The sequence below is a fragment of the Kocuria sp. cx-455 genome (assembly GCF_057707085.1).
This window is the reverse complement of sequence record NZ_JBYIPM010000001.1, coordinates 177006-192850: the sequence shown is the minus strand read 5'-3', so window position 1 is coordinate 192850 and position 15845 is coordinate 177006. Positions and strand designations below refer to the sequence as shown.

General features: G+C 64.6%; 14 protein-coding genes. 7 read left to right on the top strand and 7 right to left on the bottom strand.

Going from position 1 to position 15845, the window contains the following annotated elements:
* Positions 1-65 precede the first annotated feature (65 nt).
* Positions 66-902 carry a polyphosphate--glucose phosphotransferase gene (gene ppgK / locus AC3ENJ_RS00905; RefSeq protein ID WP_190780217.1) on the top strand — a complete coding sequence of 279 codons (837 nt, stop codon included), beginning with the start codon at positions 66-68 and terminating at the stop codon, positions 900-902.
* Positions 903-999: 97 nt separating this feature from the next.
* Here the strand turns inward: ppgK and AC3ENJ_RS00900 are convergent, their stop codons facing one another.
* From AC3ENJ_RS00900 to AC3ENJ_RS00890, 3 genes are read right to left on the bottom strand one after another with little or no spacing between them, the layout of a single operon-like run.
* Complete coding sequence (locus AC3ENJ_RS00900; RefSeq protein ID WP_190780216.1) at positions 1000-1914, bottom strand: Sir2 family NAD-dependent protein deacetylase; 915 nt, start codon at positions 1912-1914, stop codon at positions 1000-1002.
* Positions 1914-2375 carry a redoxin domain-containing protein gene (locus AC3ENJ_RS00895; protein WP_190780215.1) on the bottom strand — a complete coding sequence of 154 codons (462 nt, stop codon included), beginning with the start codon at positions 2373-2375 and terminating at the stop codon, positions 1914-1916. The genes AC3ENJ_RS00900 and AC3ENJ_RS00895 overlap by 1 nt, the downstream gene beginning before the upstream one ends.
* Before the next feature lie 43 nt (positions 2376-2418).
* Complete coding sequence (locus AC3ENJ_RS00890; RefSeq protein WP_190780214.1) at positions 2419-2835, bottom strand: DUF3052 domain-containing protein; 417 nt, start codon at positions 2833-2835, stop codon at positions 2419-2421.
* 333 nt (positions 2836-3168) lie between these two features.
* Here AC3ENJ_RS00890 and aceE point away from each other — a divergent pair, with 333 nt between their 5' ends.
* From aceE to AC3ENJ_RS00860, 6 genes are all read left to right on the top strand, one after another.
* Positions 3169-5907: a pyruvate dehydrogenase (acetyl-transferring), homodimeric type gene (aceE, locus tag AC3ENJ_RS00885; RefSeq protein WP_431812753.1), complete on the top strand. Its 2739-nt coding sequence runs from the start codon at positions 3169-3171 to the stop codon at positions 5905-5907.
* Between the two features lie 127 nt (positions 5908-6034).
* On the top strand, positions 6035-7270 hold the full coding sequence (locus AC3ENJ_RS00880; protein WP_431812752.1) for a PucR family transcriptional regulator: 1236 nt from the start codon (positions 6035-6037) through the stop codon (positions 7268-7270).
* Between the two features lie 43 nt (positions 7271-7313).
* Positions 7314-8273 carry an ACP S-malonyltransferase gene (locus AC3ENJ_RS00875; protein ID WP_431812751.1) on the top strand — a complete coding sequence of 320 codons (960 nt, stop codon included), beginning with the start codon at positions 7314-7316 and terminating at the stop codon, positions 8271-8273.
* A gap of 62 nt (positions 8274-8335) precedes the next feature.
* A complete protein-coding gene (locus tag AC3ENJ_RS00870; protein ID WP_431812750.1) occupies positions 8336-9403 on the top strand; it encodes a beta-ketoacyl-ACP synthase III in 1068 nt (355 codons plus the stop codon).
* A gap of 151 nt (positions 9404-9554) precedes the next feature.
* Positions 9555-9800: an acyl carrier protein gene (locus AC3ENJ_RS00865; protein ID WP_016996935.1), complete on the top strand. Its 246-nt coding sequence runs from the start codon at positions 9555-9557 to the stop codon at positions 9798-9800.
* 132 nt (positions 9801-9932) lie between these two features.
* A complete protein-coding gene (locus AC3ENJ_RS00860) occupies positions 9933-11195 on the top strand; it encodes a beta-ketoacyl-[acyl-carrier-protein] synthase family protein (RefSeq protein WP_431812749.1) in 1263 nt (420 codons plus the stop codon).
* Between the two features lie 76 nt (positions 11196-11271).
* Here the strand turns inward: AC3ENJ_RS00860 and AC3ENJ_RS00855 are convergent, their stop codons facing one another.
* The 4 genes from AC3ENJ_RS00855 to AC3ENJ_RS00840 form a co-directional block, all read right to left on the bottom strand.
* Complete coding sequence (locus tag AC3ENJ_RS00855; RefSeq protein ID WP_431812748.1) at positions 11272-11775, bottom strand: DUF3145 domain-containing protein; 504 nt, start codon at positions 11773-11775, stop codon at positions 11272-11274.
* Positions 11776-11985: 210 nt separating this feature from the next.
* Entirely contained in the window at positions 11986-12957 is a 972-nt protein-coding gene (locus AC3ENJ_RS00850) for a tyrosine recombinase XerC (RefSeq protein WP_431812747.1), read from the bottom strand.
* Positions 12920-14194 (bottom strand): DNA-processing protein DprA, encoded by a 1275-nt coding sequence (gene dprA, locus AC3ENJ_RS00845; protein ID WP_431812746.1) that lies wholly within the window; start codon positions 14192-14194, stop codon positions 12920-12922. Before dprA ends, AC3ENJ_RS00850 begins: the two co-directional genes overlap by 38 nt.
* Positions 14191-15735 carry a YifB family Mg chelatase-like AAA ATPase gene (locus AC3ENJ_RS00840; RefSeq protein ID WP_431812745.1) on the bottom strand — a complete coding sequence of 515 codons (1545 nt, stop codon included), beginning with the start codon at positions 15733-15735 and terminating at the stop codon, positions 14191-14193. Before AC3ENJ_RS00840 ends, dprA begins: the two co-directional genes overlap by 4 nt.
* Between the last annotated feature and the right edge of the window lie 110 nt (positions 15736-15845).

Sequence of the window (15845 nt, the reverse complement as noted above, 5' to 3'; positions counted from 1 at the left end):
GCACATTCGGGGGCCGGAGATGGCCCCTGACCACCTGGTTTCACCGTGAACCGAGAGGACCGTTCATGAGCCCCACCAACCCTTCGAAGGCCCCTTCGACACTCGGTATCGGAATTGATATCGGCGGTACCGGCACCAAGGGCGGGATCGTTGATCTCAGTTCCGGGGAGCTCGTGGGCGACCGGTTCCGCATCCCCACTCCCAAGCCGGCAACCCCGGAAGCCGTGGCCGCCGTGGTCAAGCAGATCGTGGACGAACTGCAGTCCCGCCCCGAGGCCCCGGCCCCAGACTCACACGTGGGTATTGTGTTCCCGGCCATCATCAAGGACGGTGTGGCGCTCTCGGCCGCCAATGTGGACAAGTCGTGGATCAACACCAACGTGGATGCTCTTATGACCGAAACCCTGGGGCGTGAAGTAGAGGCTCTCAACGACGCCGACGGCGCCGGGTTGGCGGAGGCGTACTACGGTGCGGGCCGCGACAAGACCGGCTTGGTCATGGTCATCACCCTGGGCACGGGCATTGGCTCCGCAATGATCCTCAACGGCCAGCTGGTTCCGAATGCCGAACTGGGCCACCTGGAAATCGACGGCCACGACGCTGAGTCCAAGGCATCGGCGGCGGCTCGCGAACGCGAGGATCTCCCGTGGAAGAAATGGGCCAAGAAGCGCCTCCAGCGGTATTTCTCCCACGTGGAATTTCTCTTCTCCCCTTCCCTGTTCATCATTGGCGGGGGCGTGTCCAAGAATTCGGAGAAGTTCGTGCCGTACCTGGAGCTGAAGACCCCGGTGGAGATCGCGTCACTGCGCAATAACGCGGGAATCGTGGGTGCGGCCCTGTGGGCCCAGCAGTGCGGCGAGGCCCAGGCGGCCAAAGCGGTGATCGACCCCGAGAAGAAGTAGCACGAACCCCGAACGCAAAGAATCCCGTTGGTACCGCGGCTTCCCCTCCGCAGTCCCAACGGGATCTTCATGTCCTAGTTTATGTAGCTACGGCGATTCAATCAAGATCACCAAGCAGTTCATCTACCAGCGATCGCAAGAACCCGCCCACGAACGCGTCCACCTTGACCGTGGCCAGGTGATCGGAGCCCGTGACCCCGTGATTGACAATGACCACGGGGATCCCGTTGCTCACCGCGCGACGTACATACCGTTTCCCGGAATTGACCGTCAACGATGTACCAGCGACAAGGAGCCCCTCAGCCCGGTCGACCATCAGTTTCGCGTAACGCACCCGCTCCACCGGTGCGTTCTCGCCGAAGAACACCACGTCGGGTTTGAGGATCCCGCCGCACACCGGACAGTCCAGGATTGTGAAGTGTTCGGTGTGTTCAATGGTGGCGTCCGCGTCGGGCGCGTATTCGATGTCGTGGCGCGTGGCGACGTCGTCGTAGAACCCGGGATTCAACGAATCCAACCGATCCGACAACACCGCGCGGGGAATGGTGGCGCGGCAACGGGTGCAGATCACCCTGTGATGAGTGCCGTGCAGGTCCAGCACGTCGATGGATCCGGCTTTTTGATGCAACCGGTCGATGTTCTGGGTGATGATCCCACAGAGAGTGCCCCGGTGTTCCAGCTCGGCCAGGGCGGCGTGCGCTTCGGAGGGTTTTGCCTGGGCAACGAAGTGCCATCCGAACTGGTTACGCGCCCAGTAATGACGTCGCATCCGTTCTGAGCCCATGAATTCCTGATAGGTCATGGGCATTCGTGGCTTTGCCCCGGGTCCCCGATAGTCCGGGATGCCGGAATCGGTACTGACCCCCGCGCCCGTGAGGACTGCTAGCCGCCGTCCCGATAGCGCGGACACCGCCGCGGGAAGTCCTGCGGTGGCATCGAGTGCATTCGGATCCGGAAACTGTGCCGCGTCGCGGGGCGCCCCGTAGCCGGCGCGGATCACCCGGACGGGCATCAGTGCTGCTCGAGTTGGGCCAGTGCCCGCTCGAGGCGCTCCAATTGGCGGGGTTCGGTGACCTCGGACTCGAATGCGTCCACGACCACGCCCTGGGCATCGAGAACAAAGGTCTGCCGCTTGGCATAACCGCCGTCCTCGGCCAGAACACCGAAGCGCCGGCTGACATCACCGTGGGGCCAGAAATCGGACAATAACTCGAAGTCATAGGATTCCTGGCGCGCGAAAGCGTCGAGGGTGAAAGAACTGTCGGTGGAAATTCCCAGCACCTTGGCGTTGCTCGTCTCGAACACCTCGGGGTGATCCTGCACGTCGCACAGCTCACTGGTGCAGACGGGTGAGAACGCGAACGTGAAGAAAATAAGCACCACAGGGCTGCCTCGCAACTGCGACAACGTCACCGCGTCACCGCGCTGGTTGAGCAGGGTGAAATCCGGTGCGGAAGAACCGACGGAGATCACGGGAGCAGCTCCCGGCGTGACTGGTGAAAGATTGCGCGCATGGTCAGAAATTGCGCTTGGGCGCCAACCGAGTGACGGACCAATCGGGCGAGACCCGTGCGGTGGTGGTCACGTGCAGCCCCGCAGTGGGGGCAGCGTCCTGAACGTCGGCCGGGGAAACGTGGTCTGCACGGCCGGCCTTGGGGGTCAACAGCCAGACCACGCCGCCCTCATCAAGGGTCGTCTGGACGTCCACGAGCTCGTCCACCAAGTCTCCGTCGCCGTCGCGCCACCACAGAATGACGGCATCCACCACTTCTTGGGCCTCGTCATCGAACAGCTCGGAGCCGATGGTGGCCTCGATCCGGTCCCGCAATTGAGCGTCGACGTCGTCGTCGTAACCGAACTCCTGGACGTAATCGCCGTCCTTCAAGTTGAGCTGGTCCACCGCGGACTCGTCGGGGGCCTTTGCCTCGCTCACCGTATGTACTCCTTCTCGATGTAGACGTGCAACCGCCCACAGTGCCGATGCACTGACGGATGTCGTGGCCGACGGGTGCCGGACCGAACATAGAAACGGTGCGATATAAGACAACACCGGATTCAATTCTCGTTCAAGCTCCACCGGATGGAAAGCATGGATTCAAACTGTTGTGACGACTTCTGTGTGACGCGCGGAACCACTGCCGGCCAGTATGACCACTGACCATTTATGACACGATGTACAGCAAAGCGGTACGTCCCACAGCGGGCACCGATGACGCTCCCCGCCGGGCCACCCCCGATTCACGGAGCCGATGATAGAGAGGTTGAAGTGTCTTCATCCAGCAACCACCACATTCTCAGTGGCTTAACCAATAATCTGGAGGACGCCAACTCCGAGGAAACCCAGGAGTGGATCGAGTCCTTCAAGGGTCTGATCGAGACCCAGGGCACCGAGCGCGCGCAGTACGTCATGCGAGCCATGTTGCAGTACGCGGGTGCCCATTCGGTGGGCGTGCCCATGGTGACCACCTCGGACTACGTCAACACCATTCCCGTGGACCAGGAACCGGAATTTCCCGGTGATGAGGAGATCGAGCGACGGTACCGCGCGTTCATCCGTTGGAACGCGGCGGTCATGGTCCACCGCGCGCAGCGCCCCGAGATCGGGGTGGGCGGTCACATTTCCTCCTACGCCGGTGTGGCCACGCTCTATGAAGTGGGCTTGAACCACTTCTTCCGCGGCCCCGAACACCCCGGTGGCGGTGACCAGGTCTTCTGGCAGGGTCACTCCTCCCCCGGTAACTACGCGCGGGCCTACTTGGAAGGTCGCCTCACCGAAGAGCAGTTGGACGCGTTCCGCCAGGAGAAGACCAAGGCACCCGAGGGCCTACCCTCGTACCCGCACCCGCGCTGCCTCCCCGATTTCTGGCAGTTCCCCACGGTGTCCATGGGTATCGGACCGATGAACGCGATCTACCAGGCGCAGTTCAACCGCTACATCCACAACCGTGGCATCAAGGACACCGCCGACCAGCATGTGTGGGCGTTCCTCGGTGACGGTGAAATGGACGAACCCGAAAGCCGCGGACTGCTCCAGCTGGCGGCCAATGACAAGCTGGACAACCTGACCTTCGTGGTCAACTGCAACCTGCAGCGCCTGGACGGTCCGGTGCGCGGTAACGGCAAGATCATCCAGGAGCTGGAAGCGTTCTTCCGCGGTGCCGGTTGGAACGTCATCAAGGTCGTGTGGGGCCGTGAGTGGGACACCCTGCTGGAGAAGGACACCACCGGCGACCTGGTGCGGATCATGAACGAAACCCTGGACGGTGACTACCAGACGTACAAGGCTGAGAACGGTGGGTTCGTCCGCGATCACTTCTTCGGTAAGTCCCCGGCGACCAAAGAGCTCGTGGCGGATCTGTCCGACGACGAGATCTGGAACCTCAAGCGCGGCGCCCACGACTACAACAAGGTGTATGCGGCGTACAAGGCAGCGCTGGAGCACAAGGGTCAGCCCACCGTGATCCTGGCGCAGGCCATCAAGGGCTACGGCCTGGGCTCGCACTTCGAGGCGCGTAATGCCACCCACCAAATGAAGAAGCTGACCCTGGACGACCTCAAGGTCTTCCGTGATCGCATGCGCATCCCGATCAGCGACGAAGAACTCGAGAAGGATCTCTACGGCGCGCCCTACTACCACCCCGGGCCGGACTCCCCCGAAATCAAGTACCTCATGGAACGCAGGAAGGAACTGGGGGGATTTGTCCCGGATCGTCCGCACGAGCAGAAGGAGATCACCCTTCCCACGGACAAGGCGTACAAGTCCGCGAAGAAGGGCTCCGGCAAGCAGCTGGCCGCGACCACCATGGCCTTCGTGCGCATCCTCAAGGACCTGCTGCGGGAGAAGGACTTCGGCCACCGCATTGTGCCGATCGTGCCCGACGAGGCCCGCACGTTCGGCATGGACTCGTTCTTCCCGACCTCCAAGATCTATAACCCCAACGGGCAGAACTACCTCTCGGTGGACCGCGAGTTGATGCTCGCGTACAAGGAGTCCGAGCAGGGTGTCATCTTGCACCCCGGCATTAATGAGGACGGCGCCACCGCGGCGTTCACTGCGGCCGGCACGTCTTACGCCACCCACGGCGAACCGATGATCCCGTTCTACATCTTTTACTCGATGTTCGGGTTCCAGCGCACCGGTGACGTGTTCTGGGCGGCGGCGGACCAGTTGGCCCGTGGCTTCATCATTGGCGCCACCGCCGGTCGCACCACGCTGGCGGGCGAGGGTCTGCAGCACATGGACGGTCATTCACCGTTGCTGGCGGCCACCAACCCGGCCGTGATCCACTACGACCCGGCCTACGGCTACGAGATCGCGCACATCCTCAAGCGCGGTATCGAGCAGATGTACGGCACGGGCGATGAGGATCACAACGTGATGTACTACCTCACGGTGTACAACGAGCCGATCCACCAGCCCGCGGAACCGGAGGACGTGGACGTCGAGGGCATCGTCAAGGGCATTTACCTGCTCAAACCGGCCCAGCAGGAGGGTCCCCGCGCCCAGTTGCTCGCCTCGGGTGTGGGTGTGCCGTGGGCTCTCGAAGCGCAGCAGATCCTCGCCGAGGACTGGGGTGTTTCCGCCGATGTGTGGTCGGTGACGTCCTGGACCAACCTGCGCCGCGATGCACAAGCCGCCGAGGAAGAGGCGTTCCTCAACCCCAACGAGGGCGCCCGCACCCCGTACGTGGCACAGGCTCTGGCCGGTGCGACCGGCCCGGTGGTGGCCACGAGCGACTTCGCATCGGACCTGCCGGACATGATTCGCCAGTACGTGCCCAACGAGTGGGCCTCACTGGGCGCGGACGGGTTCGGGTTCTCCGACACCCGCGCCGGCGCGCGCCGCTTCTTCAACATCGACGCCCACTCCATGGTGGTACGGACCTTGGAGATGTTGGCCAAGCGCGGCGAAGTGGACTGGTCCGCGCCGGCGCAAGCGATCGACAAGTACAACCTGCTCGATCCGAACGCCGGCACCTCCGGCAACGCCGGCGGCGAGTCCTGATCGCTCCGGCCGCCCGGTCATGATGATCGAGCCTCGGCTCGGGTGACCAGCGACGCCCCGAATCGACGACGCCCGCTCAGTTCTTGCTGAGCGGGCGTCGTCGTTTTCAATGCACTAACCTCGTTCCATGGCTTCCGATTCCAAGGGCACCGCTGCCGCAAAACAACGATCTTCGCGACGAGTGACCTGGTCCCTGCGCAACCGGCCGGCCGGAAGCCCGCATCCGCGAACCCTGGATAATCTCACCGCCAACCTGGGGCAGGTTTCCACCGTGGCCGTCCAGCGCCTGAGCACCACGCTGCCGTGGTTCTCCCAATTGCGGGCGGATGAACGCTCCGAGCTGGGTTTACTGGCGCAGCGTGGTATCTCGTCCTTCGTGCGGTGGTACGAGGACCCGCAGGAACCGGTCTGGGTCCTGACCGAGGTCTTTCGGCAGGCGCCCACCGAACTCACCCGTTCCATTTCGCTGCAGAACGCGCTGCAGGTCCTTCGCATCGTGGTGGACGTCGTGGAGGAGAAAGTTCCCGAGCTCGCCCAGCCCAGTGATGAGAGCGCGCTGCGGGAAGCCGTGCTGCGCTTCTCCCGGGAAGTGGCCTTTGCCGCCGCGGACGTCTATGCTAAGGCCGCCGAGAATCGTGGCTCGTGGGACGCCCGGTTGGAGTCACTCGTGGTGGACGGGATCCTGCGCGGGGACCGCTCGGATTCCATCCGCTCCCGGGTCGCCGCGCTCGGTTGGAAGGACCAGGGGCAGGTCACCGTGATGGTGGGCGCCACCCCGGCCACCACCGGGCCGAGCAGTGTGGACAAGATTCGACGGTCCGCGACCCGTCATGCCGCGGAGTGCCTCGTCTCGCTGCAAACCGACCGTCTAGTGCTCGTACTGGGGGGTGTGGCGGATCCCCGCCGCGGGCTCCCCCAGCTTGCCTCCGTGTTCGGGGACGGACCCGTGGTCTTCGGCCCCGCAGTTGATACGGTCTTCGACGCCAAGAACTCGGCCGACCGCGCCTCTGCGGGGTTCCGAGCGACGTCCGCGTGGCCCCAGGCACCGAGGCCCGTTGACTCCGAGGACGTGTGGCCCGAACGTGCCATGTCCGGGGACCCCCTCGCATTGCGGGCCATGGTGGACGCCGTGTGGGAACCGCTCTCCGGTTCCTCGACCGGTCTGGTGGATACCTTGAGCACCTACTTCAGTGTGGGTAATTCTCTCGAGGCCACGTCCCGTGAACTGTTCGTGCATGCCAATACCGTGCGCTACCGGCTGCGCAGGGTCTGCGACATCACCGGTTGGGACCCCTTGATTCCCCGGGAGGCCTTTGTCTTGCATTGCGCCATGGTTGCGGGCCGCCTGAATTCATCCCAATAGGTGGCCATTTGTAGGAGTTGCACAAAGCTTCACACCCCACTTGGTGGCTGGGAACACCTCGTTTCGGCGTGCGGTTTGGTGGAATGGGATCGTGATTGCCGTAGTCTGCCCGGGTCAGGGCTCCCAGAAACCAGGTTTCCTCCGCGATTGGCTGTCAATGGACGGTGTGCCAGAACATGTGGCGCAGCTGTCCGACGCCGCGGGATTGGACCTTGCCCATTACGGGACCGAGGCCGACGAAGAAACCATCAAGGACACCGCTGTTGCCCAGCCGCTGATCGTGGCCGCCGGCTTGGTGGCCGGCCGGTTGCTCACGGACGCGTGGAATGGCCGCGACGACGTCGTCTTTGCGGGCCACTCGGTCGGTGAGATCACCGCCGCGGCACTTTCGGGTGTGCTGAGTGAAGCGGACGCGATGCGTTTTGTGCGGGTCCGCGCGACGGAAATGGCCGAGGCCGCAGCGGCCACGCCCACCGGTATGGCCGCCGTTCTGGGCGGCAAGGCGGAGGACGTCGCCGCAGCCATTACTGCCGCGGGTGCCTCCCCCGCCAACGCCAATGGTGGCGGTCAGGTGGTTGCGGCGGGCACCCTGGAGCAGCTGAAGGCCCTCCAGGAGAATCCCCCAACTCGAGCCAAAGTGATTCCCCTCAAGGTGGCCGGTGCGTTCCACACCGAGCACATGGCACCGGCGCTGGGACCGTTGCGCGAGCTAGCTCCCGAACTCTCCCCGCAAGACCCCGCGCATCGGCTGCTCACCAATTTCGACGGTTCGCTCATCACGTCCGGTGCCGACGTGGTGGACTCGCTCGTGGCGCAGGTCTGCCGTCCGGTGCGTTGGGACGCGTGCATGGACACCATGGCCGAGCTGGACGTGGAACGGCTCATTGAGCTCCCGCCGGCCGGGACCCTGGCGGGGCTGGCCAAGCGCGGCCTGAAGAGCGCGCAGGCAACCGCGGTGAACACACCCGAAGATCTTGAGGCGGTGCGGAGTATTCTGAGCTGAAAACGGTGCCTCGCCATTGCGCAGCACGCTTCGATTCGCACCATGTAAGGAGTCAGCCTCTCGTGGCGACCATTAAGCAGAACACCCCGAACGCTCATTCCAGGATCCTGGGTATGGGTGCTTACCGTCCGTCCGTGACGGTCACCAATGACGACGTGTGCCAGTGGATCGACTCCTCGGACGAGTGGATCGTCAAGCGCACCGGGATTCACACCCGGAAGCGAGCCCCCCAGGATGTTTCCGTGTTGGACATGGCCGAACACGCCGCGCGTGAAGCCTTGGAAAACGCCGGACTCACCGGTGAACAGCTGAGCACGATCATTGTTTCGACCGTGACGTTCCCCTACATGACGCCCTCTTTGGCGGCCAAGCTCGCGGACCGCATCGGTGCGACGCCGGCGGCGGCCTACGACGTCTCCGCGGCCTGCGCGGGCTATTGCTACGGCATTGCCCAGGCGGACGCGCTCGTGCGCTCCGGAGCGGCCACCAATGTGCTGGTGATCGGTGCCGAGAAGCTCTCGGACGTGATCGACAACGGCGAGCGTTCCATCTCGTTCCTGTTGGGCGACGGTGCCGGCGCTGCGGTCATCGGCCCCTCGGACGAACCCGGAATTGGCCCCTCGATCTGGGGTTCGGACGGTTCCAAATGGGACGCCATTCGAATGACTCACCCGCTCACGGACGTCCTCACCGTGGAACGGGGTGGTGAGCGCACCTTCTCCAAGGACCTCGCGGACCCGGAGACCGGCGAGATGCGCCCGGATGCGACCATGTGGCCCACCCTGCGCCAGGACGGGCAGACCGTCTTCCGCTGGGCTTCCTGGGAAGGCGCTCGCGTCGCACAGGAAGCGCTCGACGCCGCCGGCCTGGCCCCCGAAGAGTTGGCCGCTTTCGTACCCCACCAGGCGAATATGCGCATCATCGATCAGATGGCCAAGGTGCTCAAGCTACCCGAGTCCGTCATCATTGCCCGCGATATCGCGGACGCCGGTAACACCTCCGCCGCGTCCATCCCGCTGGCCGCCCACCGCTTGCTCGCCGAGCACCCGGAGCTGTCCGGAAAGCCCTCACTGCAGATCGGTTTCGGCGCGGGCCTGGTCTACGGCGCGCAAGTGGTGCTACTGCCCTGAACCCGCTTGTGAGGTGTCGTAGGGTTAGACCGCACACCTTATGTTCTTGGATCGTTCCGGACGTTTCGGTACGAACCACAACGACAGCTCACCAGAGCGTCGTCGTTCCATAGCAAGGTCGTAACACGCGGCCCCACAGAAAGGAAGCCCCATGGCGAGCAAAGACGAAATCCTGGCCGGCTTGGCAGAAATCGTGAACGAAGAGACCGGTCTGGAGACCGAGGCTGTCCAGCTCGACAAGTCCTTCACCGATGATCTCGACATCGACTCGATCTCCATGATGACCATTGTCGTCAACGCCGAAGAGAAGTTCGATGTGACCATCCCGGACGAAGAGGTCAAGAACCTCAAGACCGTCGAGGACGCCGTCAACTTCATCGACAACGCTCAGGCCTGAGCCTCCGATGAAGCGCGGCGTGTCGGGTGGGTCTCGTGAGGCTCACCCACACGCCGCACTTCATCTGCCGGTGATCTGGCTGCGGCCAGAGCCCGGAACCCATGCGATCCCGGACACGAGGAAGTGCAGATAATGTCCCGCAAAGTAGTTGTCACCGGCTTGGGAGCCATCACCCCCATCGGTGAAAACGTCCAGGAAACCTGGGCCAACGCTCTCAAGGGCGTCTCCGGTGTTCACGCCCTGGAAAATGACTGGGTCGACCAATACGACCTCGCGGTGCGCATCGGCGCAACCGCCCCCACACCCTCGGAAGCTGCGGTGTCCCGCGTTCAGGCCAAACGTCTGGACCCCTCGGGACGGTTCTCCGTGGCCGCCGCCCGTGAAGCCTGGACCGACGCCGGTTTCTCCGGGGATACCGCCGATACCAGTGACGAGCTGGACCCCACTCGCGTTGGCGTGGCCTTCGGCACCGGCATCGGTGGCGTGTGGACCCTCTTGGACGCGTGGGACACCATGCAGGCCAAGGGCGCCCGGCGGGTCAAGCCCATGACCGTCCCCATGCTCATGCCCAACGGCAACGCGTCCTCCGTGAGCATGGAATTCAAGGCACGGGCGTGCGCGATCACCCCGGTTTCCGCGTGCGCCTCCGGCACCGAGGCGTTCTATCAGGGACTCAACCTGATCCGCGAGGGCAAGGCGGACGTGGTGATCGTGGGCGGCGCCGAAAGCGCCATCCACCCGGTGACCATTGCCGCTTTCAACTCGATGCAGGCGCTGTCCCGTCGCAATGACAACCCCCAGGCCGCCTCCCGCCCCTTCGATCTCGACCGTGACGGCTTTGTCATGGGTGAAGGCGCCGGCGCGTGCATCCTGGAGTCGGAAGAACACGCCAAGGCTCGCGGTGCCAAGATCTACGCCGAGCTCGCCGGTGCGGGCCTCAGCGCCGATGCGCACCACATCACCTCCCCCGCCACCGGTGACGAGGGCGGCCCCGCGCGGGCGCTCAAGGAATCAATGGCGACCGGTGGTTTTGAGCCCGGCGACATCAAGCACGTCAACGCCCACGCAACGTCGACCCCCGTGGGTGACATCCCAGAGGCGGGGGCCCTGCGCGCGGCCTTCGGTTCCGAGGTGGACAACATGGCCGTGTCGGCCACCAAGTCCATGACCGGTCACCTGCTGGGCGGTTCGGGTGCGGTGGAGGGTGTCCTCACCGTGCTGGCGCTCAAGCACCGTGTGGCGCCGTGCACCATCAACCTGGACAACCAAGATCCCAAGATCGACCTGGACGTGGTGACCACGGCCCGCGATCTGCCCTCGGGCGACATGGTGGCCATCTCCAACTCGTTCGGATTCGGCGGCCACAACTCGGTAGCGGCGTTCCGCTCCGTCTAAGGACAGCACCGACACAGAGCCCCGGCTCGCACCGCTGACGGATAGCGGTGCGAGCCGGGGCTCTGCTATGTCGGTCTCAGCCGACGCGGTGCAGCCAGCGGACGGGCGCACCATCCGCCGCGTGACGGAAGGGTTCCAGTTCCTCGTCCCAGCATTCGCCCAGAGCGACCGACAGTTCTGTGAACAGCAGGGCTGGATCTCCCGCGGCCGCCTCGTAGGCGTACCGAATGCGGTCCTCGCTCACCACGATGTTGCCCGCCACGTCCGTGGTGGCGTGGAAGATCCCCAGATCGGGGGTGAAGGACCAGCGTGAGCCGTCATTTCCGCGGCTGGGATTCTCGGTGACCTCGAAGCGGATCCGACCGAGCGTCCGGAGGGCCGAGGCCAGCAGTGCACCGGTTCCCGCTACCCCGGACCACTCGAGTTCGGTGCGCATGGCACCGGGTTCGGCGTTCTGGGGGGTCCACTCAAGATCCGTTCGCTGCCGCGAAACGGATTCCAGAGCCCACTGGATGTGCGGGCACAGTGCCTGTGAGGCGGAATGCACATAGAGCACTCCGCGGGTGGTGGGTGAAGACATAGCCTGTTCCTCCGTCATATAGGTACGTCTTCCCCAACGCCCTTCACGGAGTAGTTCTGTTCACCACCACTGCCACATTAAGTTATTTCGCAACCACCGTTGGCGTTCCCTGCGGATTCGAGGCCGCAGATCAGCTTGCGCGACTGCTGGCACCCATTGTTCAGCAGGGAGGTGGGCGGGTCAACCTAAAGTCGTTGTGTCGGCAACATGTCAGGCCCGCGGGTGGGCCTGGGCGTAAGCGTTCCTGAGCCGTTCCACGGACACGTGCGTGTAAATCTGCGTGGTGGCAACCGATGAGTGACCCAGAAGTTGTTGGACGCTGCGCAGGTCCGCTCCCCCGTCCAGGAGGTGGGTTGCCGCGCTGTGCCGCAGACTGTGCGGCCCACTGGCGAGGGTGTCCGGCACCGTGCGAAGAGCGTCCGCGACCGTGCGTCTCGCCACGCGAGCATCGATTCTGCCGCCGCGCGCCCCGAGAAAGACCGCCCCGCCGGATTTGTCCGAGGCCAATACATCACGACGGCGCCGCCACAGCGCCATTGCTCGGGCGGCCCGGTCCCCGAAGGGCACTCGGCGCTCCTTGTTGCCCTTACCCGTGACCGTGAGGACTTGGACGGTTTGGTCGATATCCTGCAGGTCCAGGTTGACCACTTCGCTGATTCGAGCCCCTGTGGCGTAGAGCAGTTCGATGAGCGCCCAGTTCCGGGCCGCGAGCGCCGCCGCACGATCGTCCTCGGCCGGTTGTTGCGCTGCCGCCGCCAGACCCTCGAGCATGTCGGACAGAGCTGAGGAGCTGACCACCTCGGGTAGGTAGCGGCCCTTCTTGGGTCCTTTCAACGCGGCCGCGGGGTCGTGGTCGAGGCGGCCGCTGTCCACCGCCCACCGGCAAAATGTGTGAACGGAGGCAATCCCCCGGGACACGGAACTGCGCGCCAGCCCTCGTTGATGCCGTTGCGCCAACCAGCCCCGCAGTGATTCCCGATTCAGATCCTCGATACCGCCGAGTCCTCGTTCTGTCATCCATTCGGACAGCTCTTCCAGATCAGTCACGTACGACCGCACCGTGTGCTCACTACGGGCCTTTTCGTGGCGTAAGTGCCGCGCGAACATCGTGATCTCTTGCGCCAAGGCACTCGGAGGATCCACGTCATGGTCCGTGCGGTGAGAGGGGATGTGCGGTGCCATTCTTCGAGCCTACTCGGCGCCAGCCCAGCAACGAGTCGGTTGCCAAACCCTGTGACCGCAGTGCGGCCAGCCCGGACATGACCTCGGTGGGGGACAAACCGGATACGCGGCACAACTGGGAGGGCTCTGCATCCCGGCGCAGGGGCAGTGCGTCGTAGAGGCGTAGCAGTTGAGGTTCCAGAGCATCCTCCGGACGTTGCGCGGCTGCGTCCTGTTGGGTGTAGGTCCTAACGGCGGCGTCATTACCGAGCGGGCCGAGCAGTTCCAGGACTTCCGCGCCGTTGTTGACCAGTACCGCGTGACCCTCCCGGATGAGCTTGTGGCAGCCGGCCGACCCACCCGAGAGAACATCACCGGGCACCGCAGCGACATCCCGTGACATGGATTCCGCGTGGTGGGCGGTGTTGAGGGAACCGGAGCGCCAGGCGGCCTCCGTGACCACGGTGGCCCGGGACAACGCCGCAATCAGACGGTTGCGTTGCAGGAAGCGGTACCGCGTGGGTGAACATCCCAGTGGTACTTCGCTGAGCACCAGCCCGTGATCCTCGATCCTGCCCAAGAGGTCCGCATTGGCGCTGGGGTAGAACCGATCCACTCCGCATGCCAACACGGCGACCGTGGGCAGTACCGATGTGCCTGCGGTCAGGGCGGCAGAGTGCGCGGCAGCATCGATCCCGTGGGCCCCGCCCGAGATCACGCACCACCCCTCTCCGCTGACCCGGTGGGTGATGTCCCGCGTCACCGCGGCCCCGTACGCGCTGGCATTGCGCGATCCCACCACGGCCACGCTGCGCTCCAGTGCGGAAAGCTTCCCGCGTTGCCCGCGTCCCCACAAGGCAATGGGTCGTGACAAGCCGAGGTCGGCAAGCGGCTCCGGCCAATCGGGGTCTTCCGGGATCACGACCCACGCGTCCAAGGACTGGCAGTTCCGCGCATCGATGTCCGGGTCCACCACGGGGAGCCTGCTGCGCCACGCGTCGAATCTGGTTCCGAGGTCAGCCGGTTTGCTTCGCAGCCCCCATGTGGCCATTGCCTTGTGGAACTTCCCCAGCAGCCAGGGCGGTGGGGTCGAGTTCGCGGTGATGGTCTCCAGCAAACTGATCGGTCCCAGACAGTGCAACAGCGCCATGCCAGCGCGGTCGGCGGGTTCGAAAACGTGCGCGAGCTGAACACGCGCCCGCCGCAGTTCCTGCAGATAGTCGGGGGCCAAGACGTGGCTGTCGGTCAGCTGGTTCATGAGGTCACCGTGGTCTTGAAAAAGAGAGCGAGTTGGACGTGGTCGGAGGTGGGAGACACGGCTCCGGACAGGTCCGCCAGAGTCCATGCGGTGCGGAGCACCCTGATATATCCGCGGGCGGTCAGCGTGTGATTGTCCATGGCTTTTTTCAGCGAGTGCACCGCCGCCCGGTCGGGGGCCAGGGTTTTGCGCAGAAGGGCGCCCGGGATGTCACTGTTCAGGTGCACTCCGTAGCGGGCCAGCCGGTCCTGTTGCGCCTCCCTGGCCGCCCGCACCCGGGAGGCTACGGCCGCGCTGTCCTCGGGCGGAATTCCCAGTGCGGAATTGAGCTCGTGATACGTCACCGCTGGGACCCGCAATTGCAGGTCCACACGGTCCACGAGGGGACCGGAGAGCTTGTTGAAATACCGGTGGCGCTGTTGGGCAGTGCATGTACAGCGGTTCCCGGAGCCGCCCGCCTGTCCGCACGGGCACGGGTTCGCGGCCAGCACGAGTTGGAATTTGGCCGGATAGCGGGAGACGTTCTGTGACCGCGCAATGGTGACCGTTCCTGATTCCAGCGGCTGACGGAGGGTATCCAGAACACGGCGTTCGAATTCCGGCGCTTCATCGAGGAAGAGGACTCCGCGATGGGCCAGCGAAATCGCCCCGGGCCGCGGAACTCCACTGCCACCACCGCACAACGCCGGTGTGGTGATGCTGTGGTGCGGTGCTTGCAACGGTGGCCGGCGGATCAATGCGGAACAGCGTGTGTCCCCTCGCAGAGAGTGAATGGAGGTGACTTCCAGGGACTGGTGATCGTCGAGGTCGGGGAGGATTCCCGGCAGCCGTTCGGCCAGCATGGTCTTTCCCGCTCCCGGGGGCCTGATCATCATGAGGTGGTGGCCACCGGCCGCGGCGATCTCCAGTGCCTGGCGGCCCTCGATCTGCCCCACCACGTCGCGCAGGTCCGGGGTCTCGGGAGAGTCAGCGACATCCGTGCGGACGTCGGTGGGTTCGTCGATCATGGGCACCCGATCGAGCAGTTGCGGGTCGGCACCGCTCATGACCAGCAACTCGGCCAAATGGGAGACCGCGGTGACCTCCGCCCCCGAGACCAGTCGCGCTTCCTCGTGGTTCTCCCGCGCGACCACCACGCGGGGGTGGCCGTTGAGAACCGCCGCGTGCACGGCGGGGAGCACACCCCGCACGGGGCGCAGCGAGCCGTCCAGGCCCAGTTCGGCCAGGTACACGGTGTCCGCGCTGGCCCGAATGGCGCCGTGCGCGGTGAGCACGGCCATCACCACCGCAACGTCAAAGTGTGAGCCGCGTTTGGGGAGCGTGGCCGGCGACAGGTTGACCGTGATTTTCCGGGCGGGTAGTTTCACCCCGGCATTTCGCGCTGCGGCACGGATCCGTTCCCGGGATTCGTTGACCGCTTGGTCCGGGAGCCCAATGATGCTGAACGCCGGAAGCGACTGCCCGATATCCGCCTCGACATCCACCACGTGACCGTCCAGACCGACCAGGGCAACGGACTTGGTCCGCGCGAAGCCCGTCATGGCCGGTCACGCCGGGCCGATGTCAACCGAGGGGCTGGACCCCTCGGGGTCATGGATTGCGATAGTGAGTCTTTGTGCATGAGACGACCATGTCCGACCGCACGTTCGCA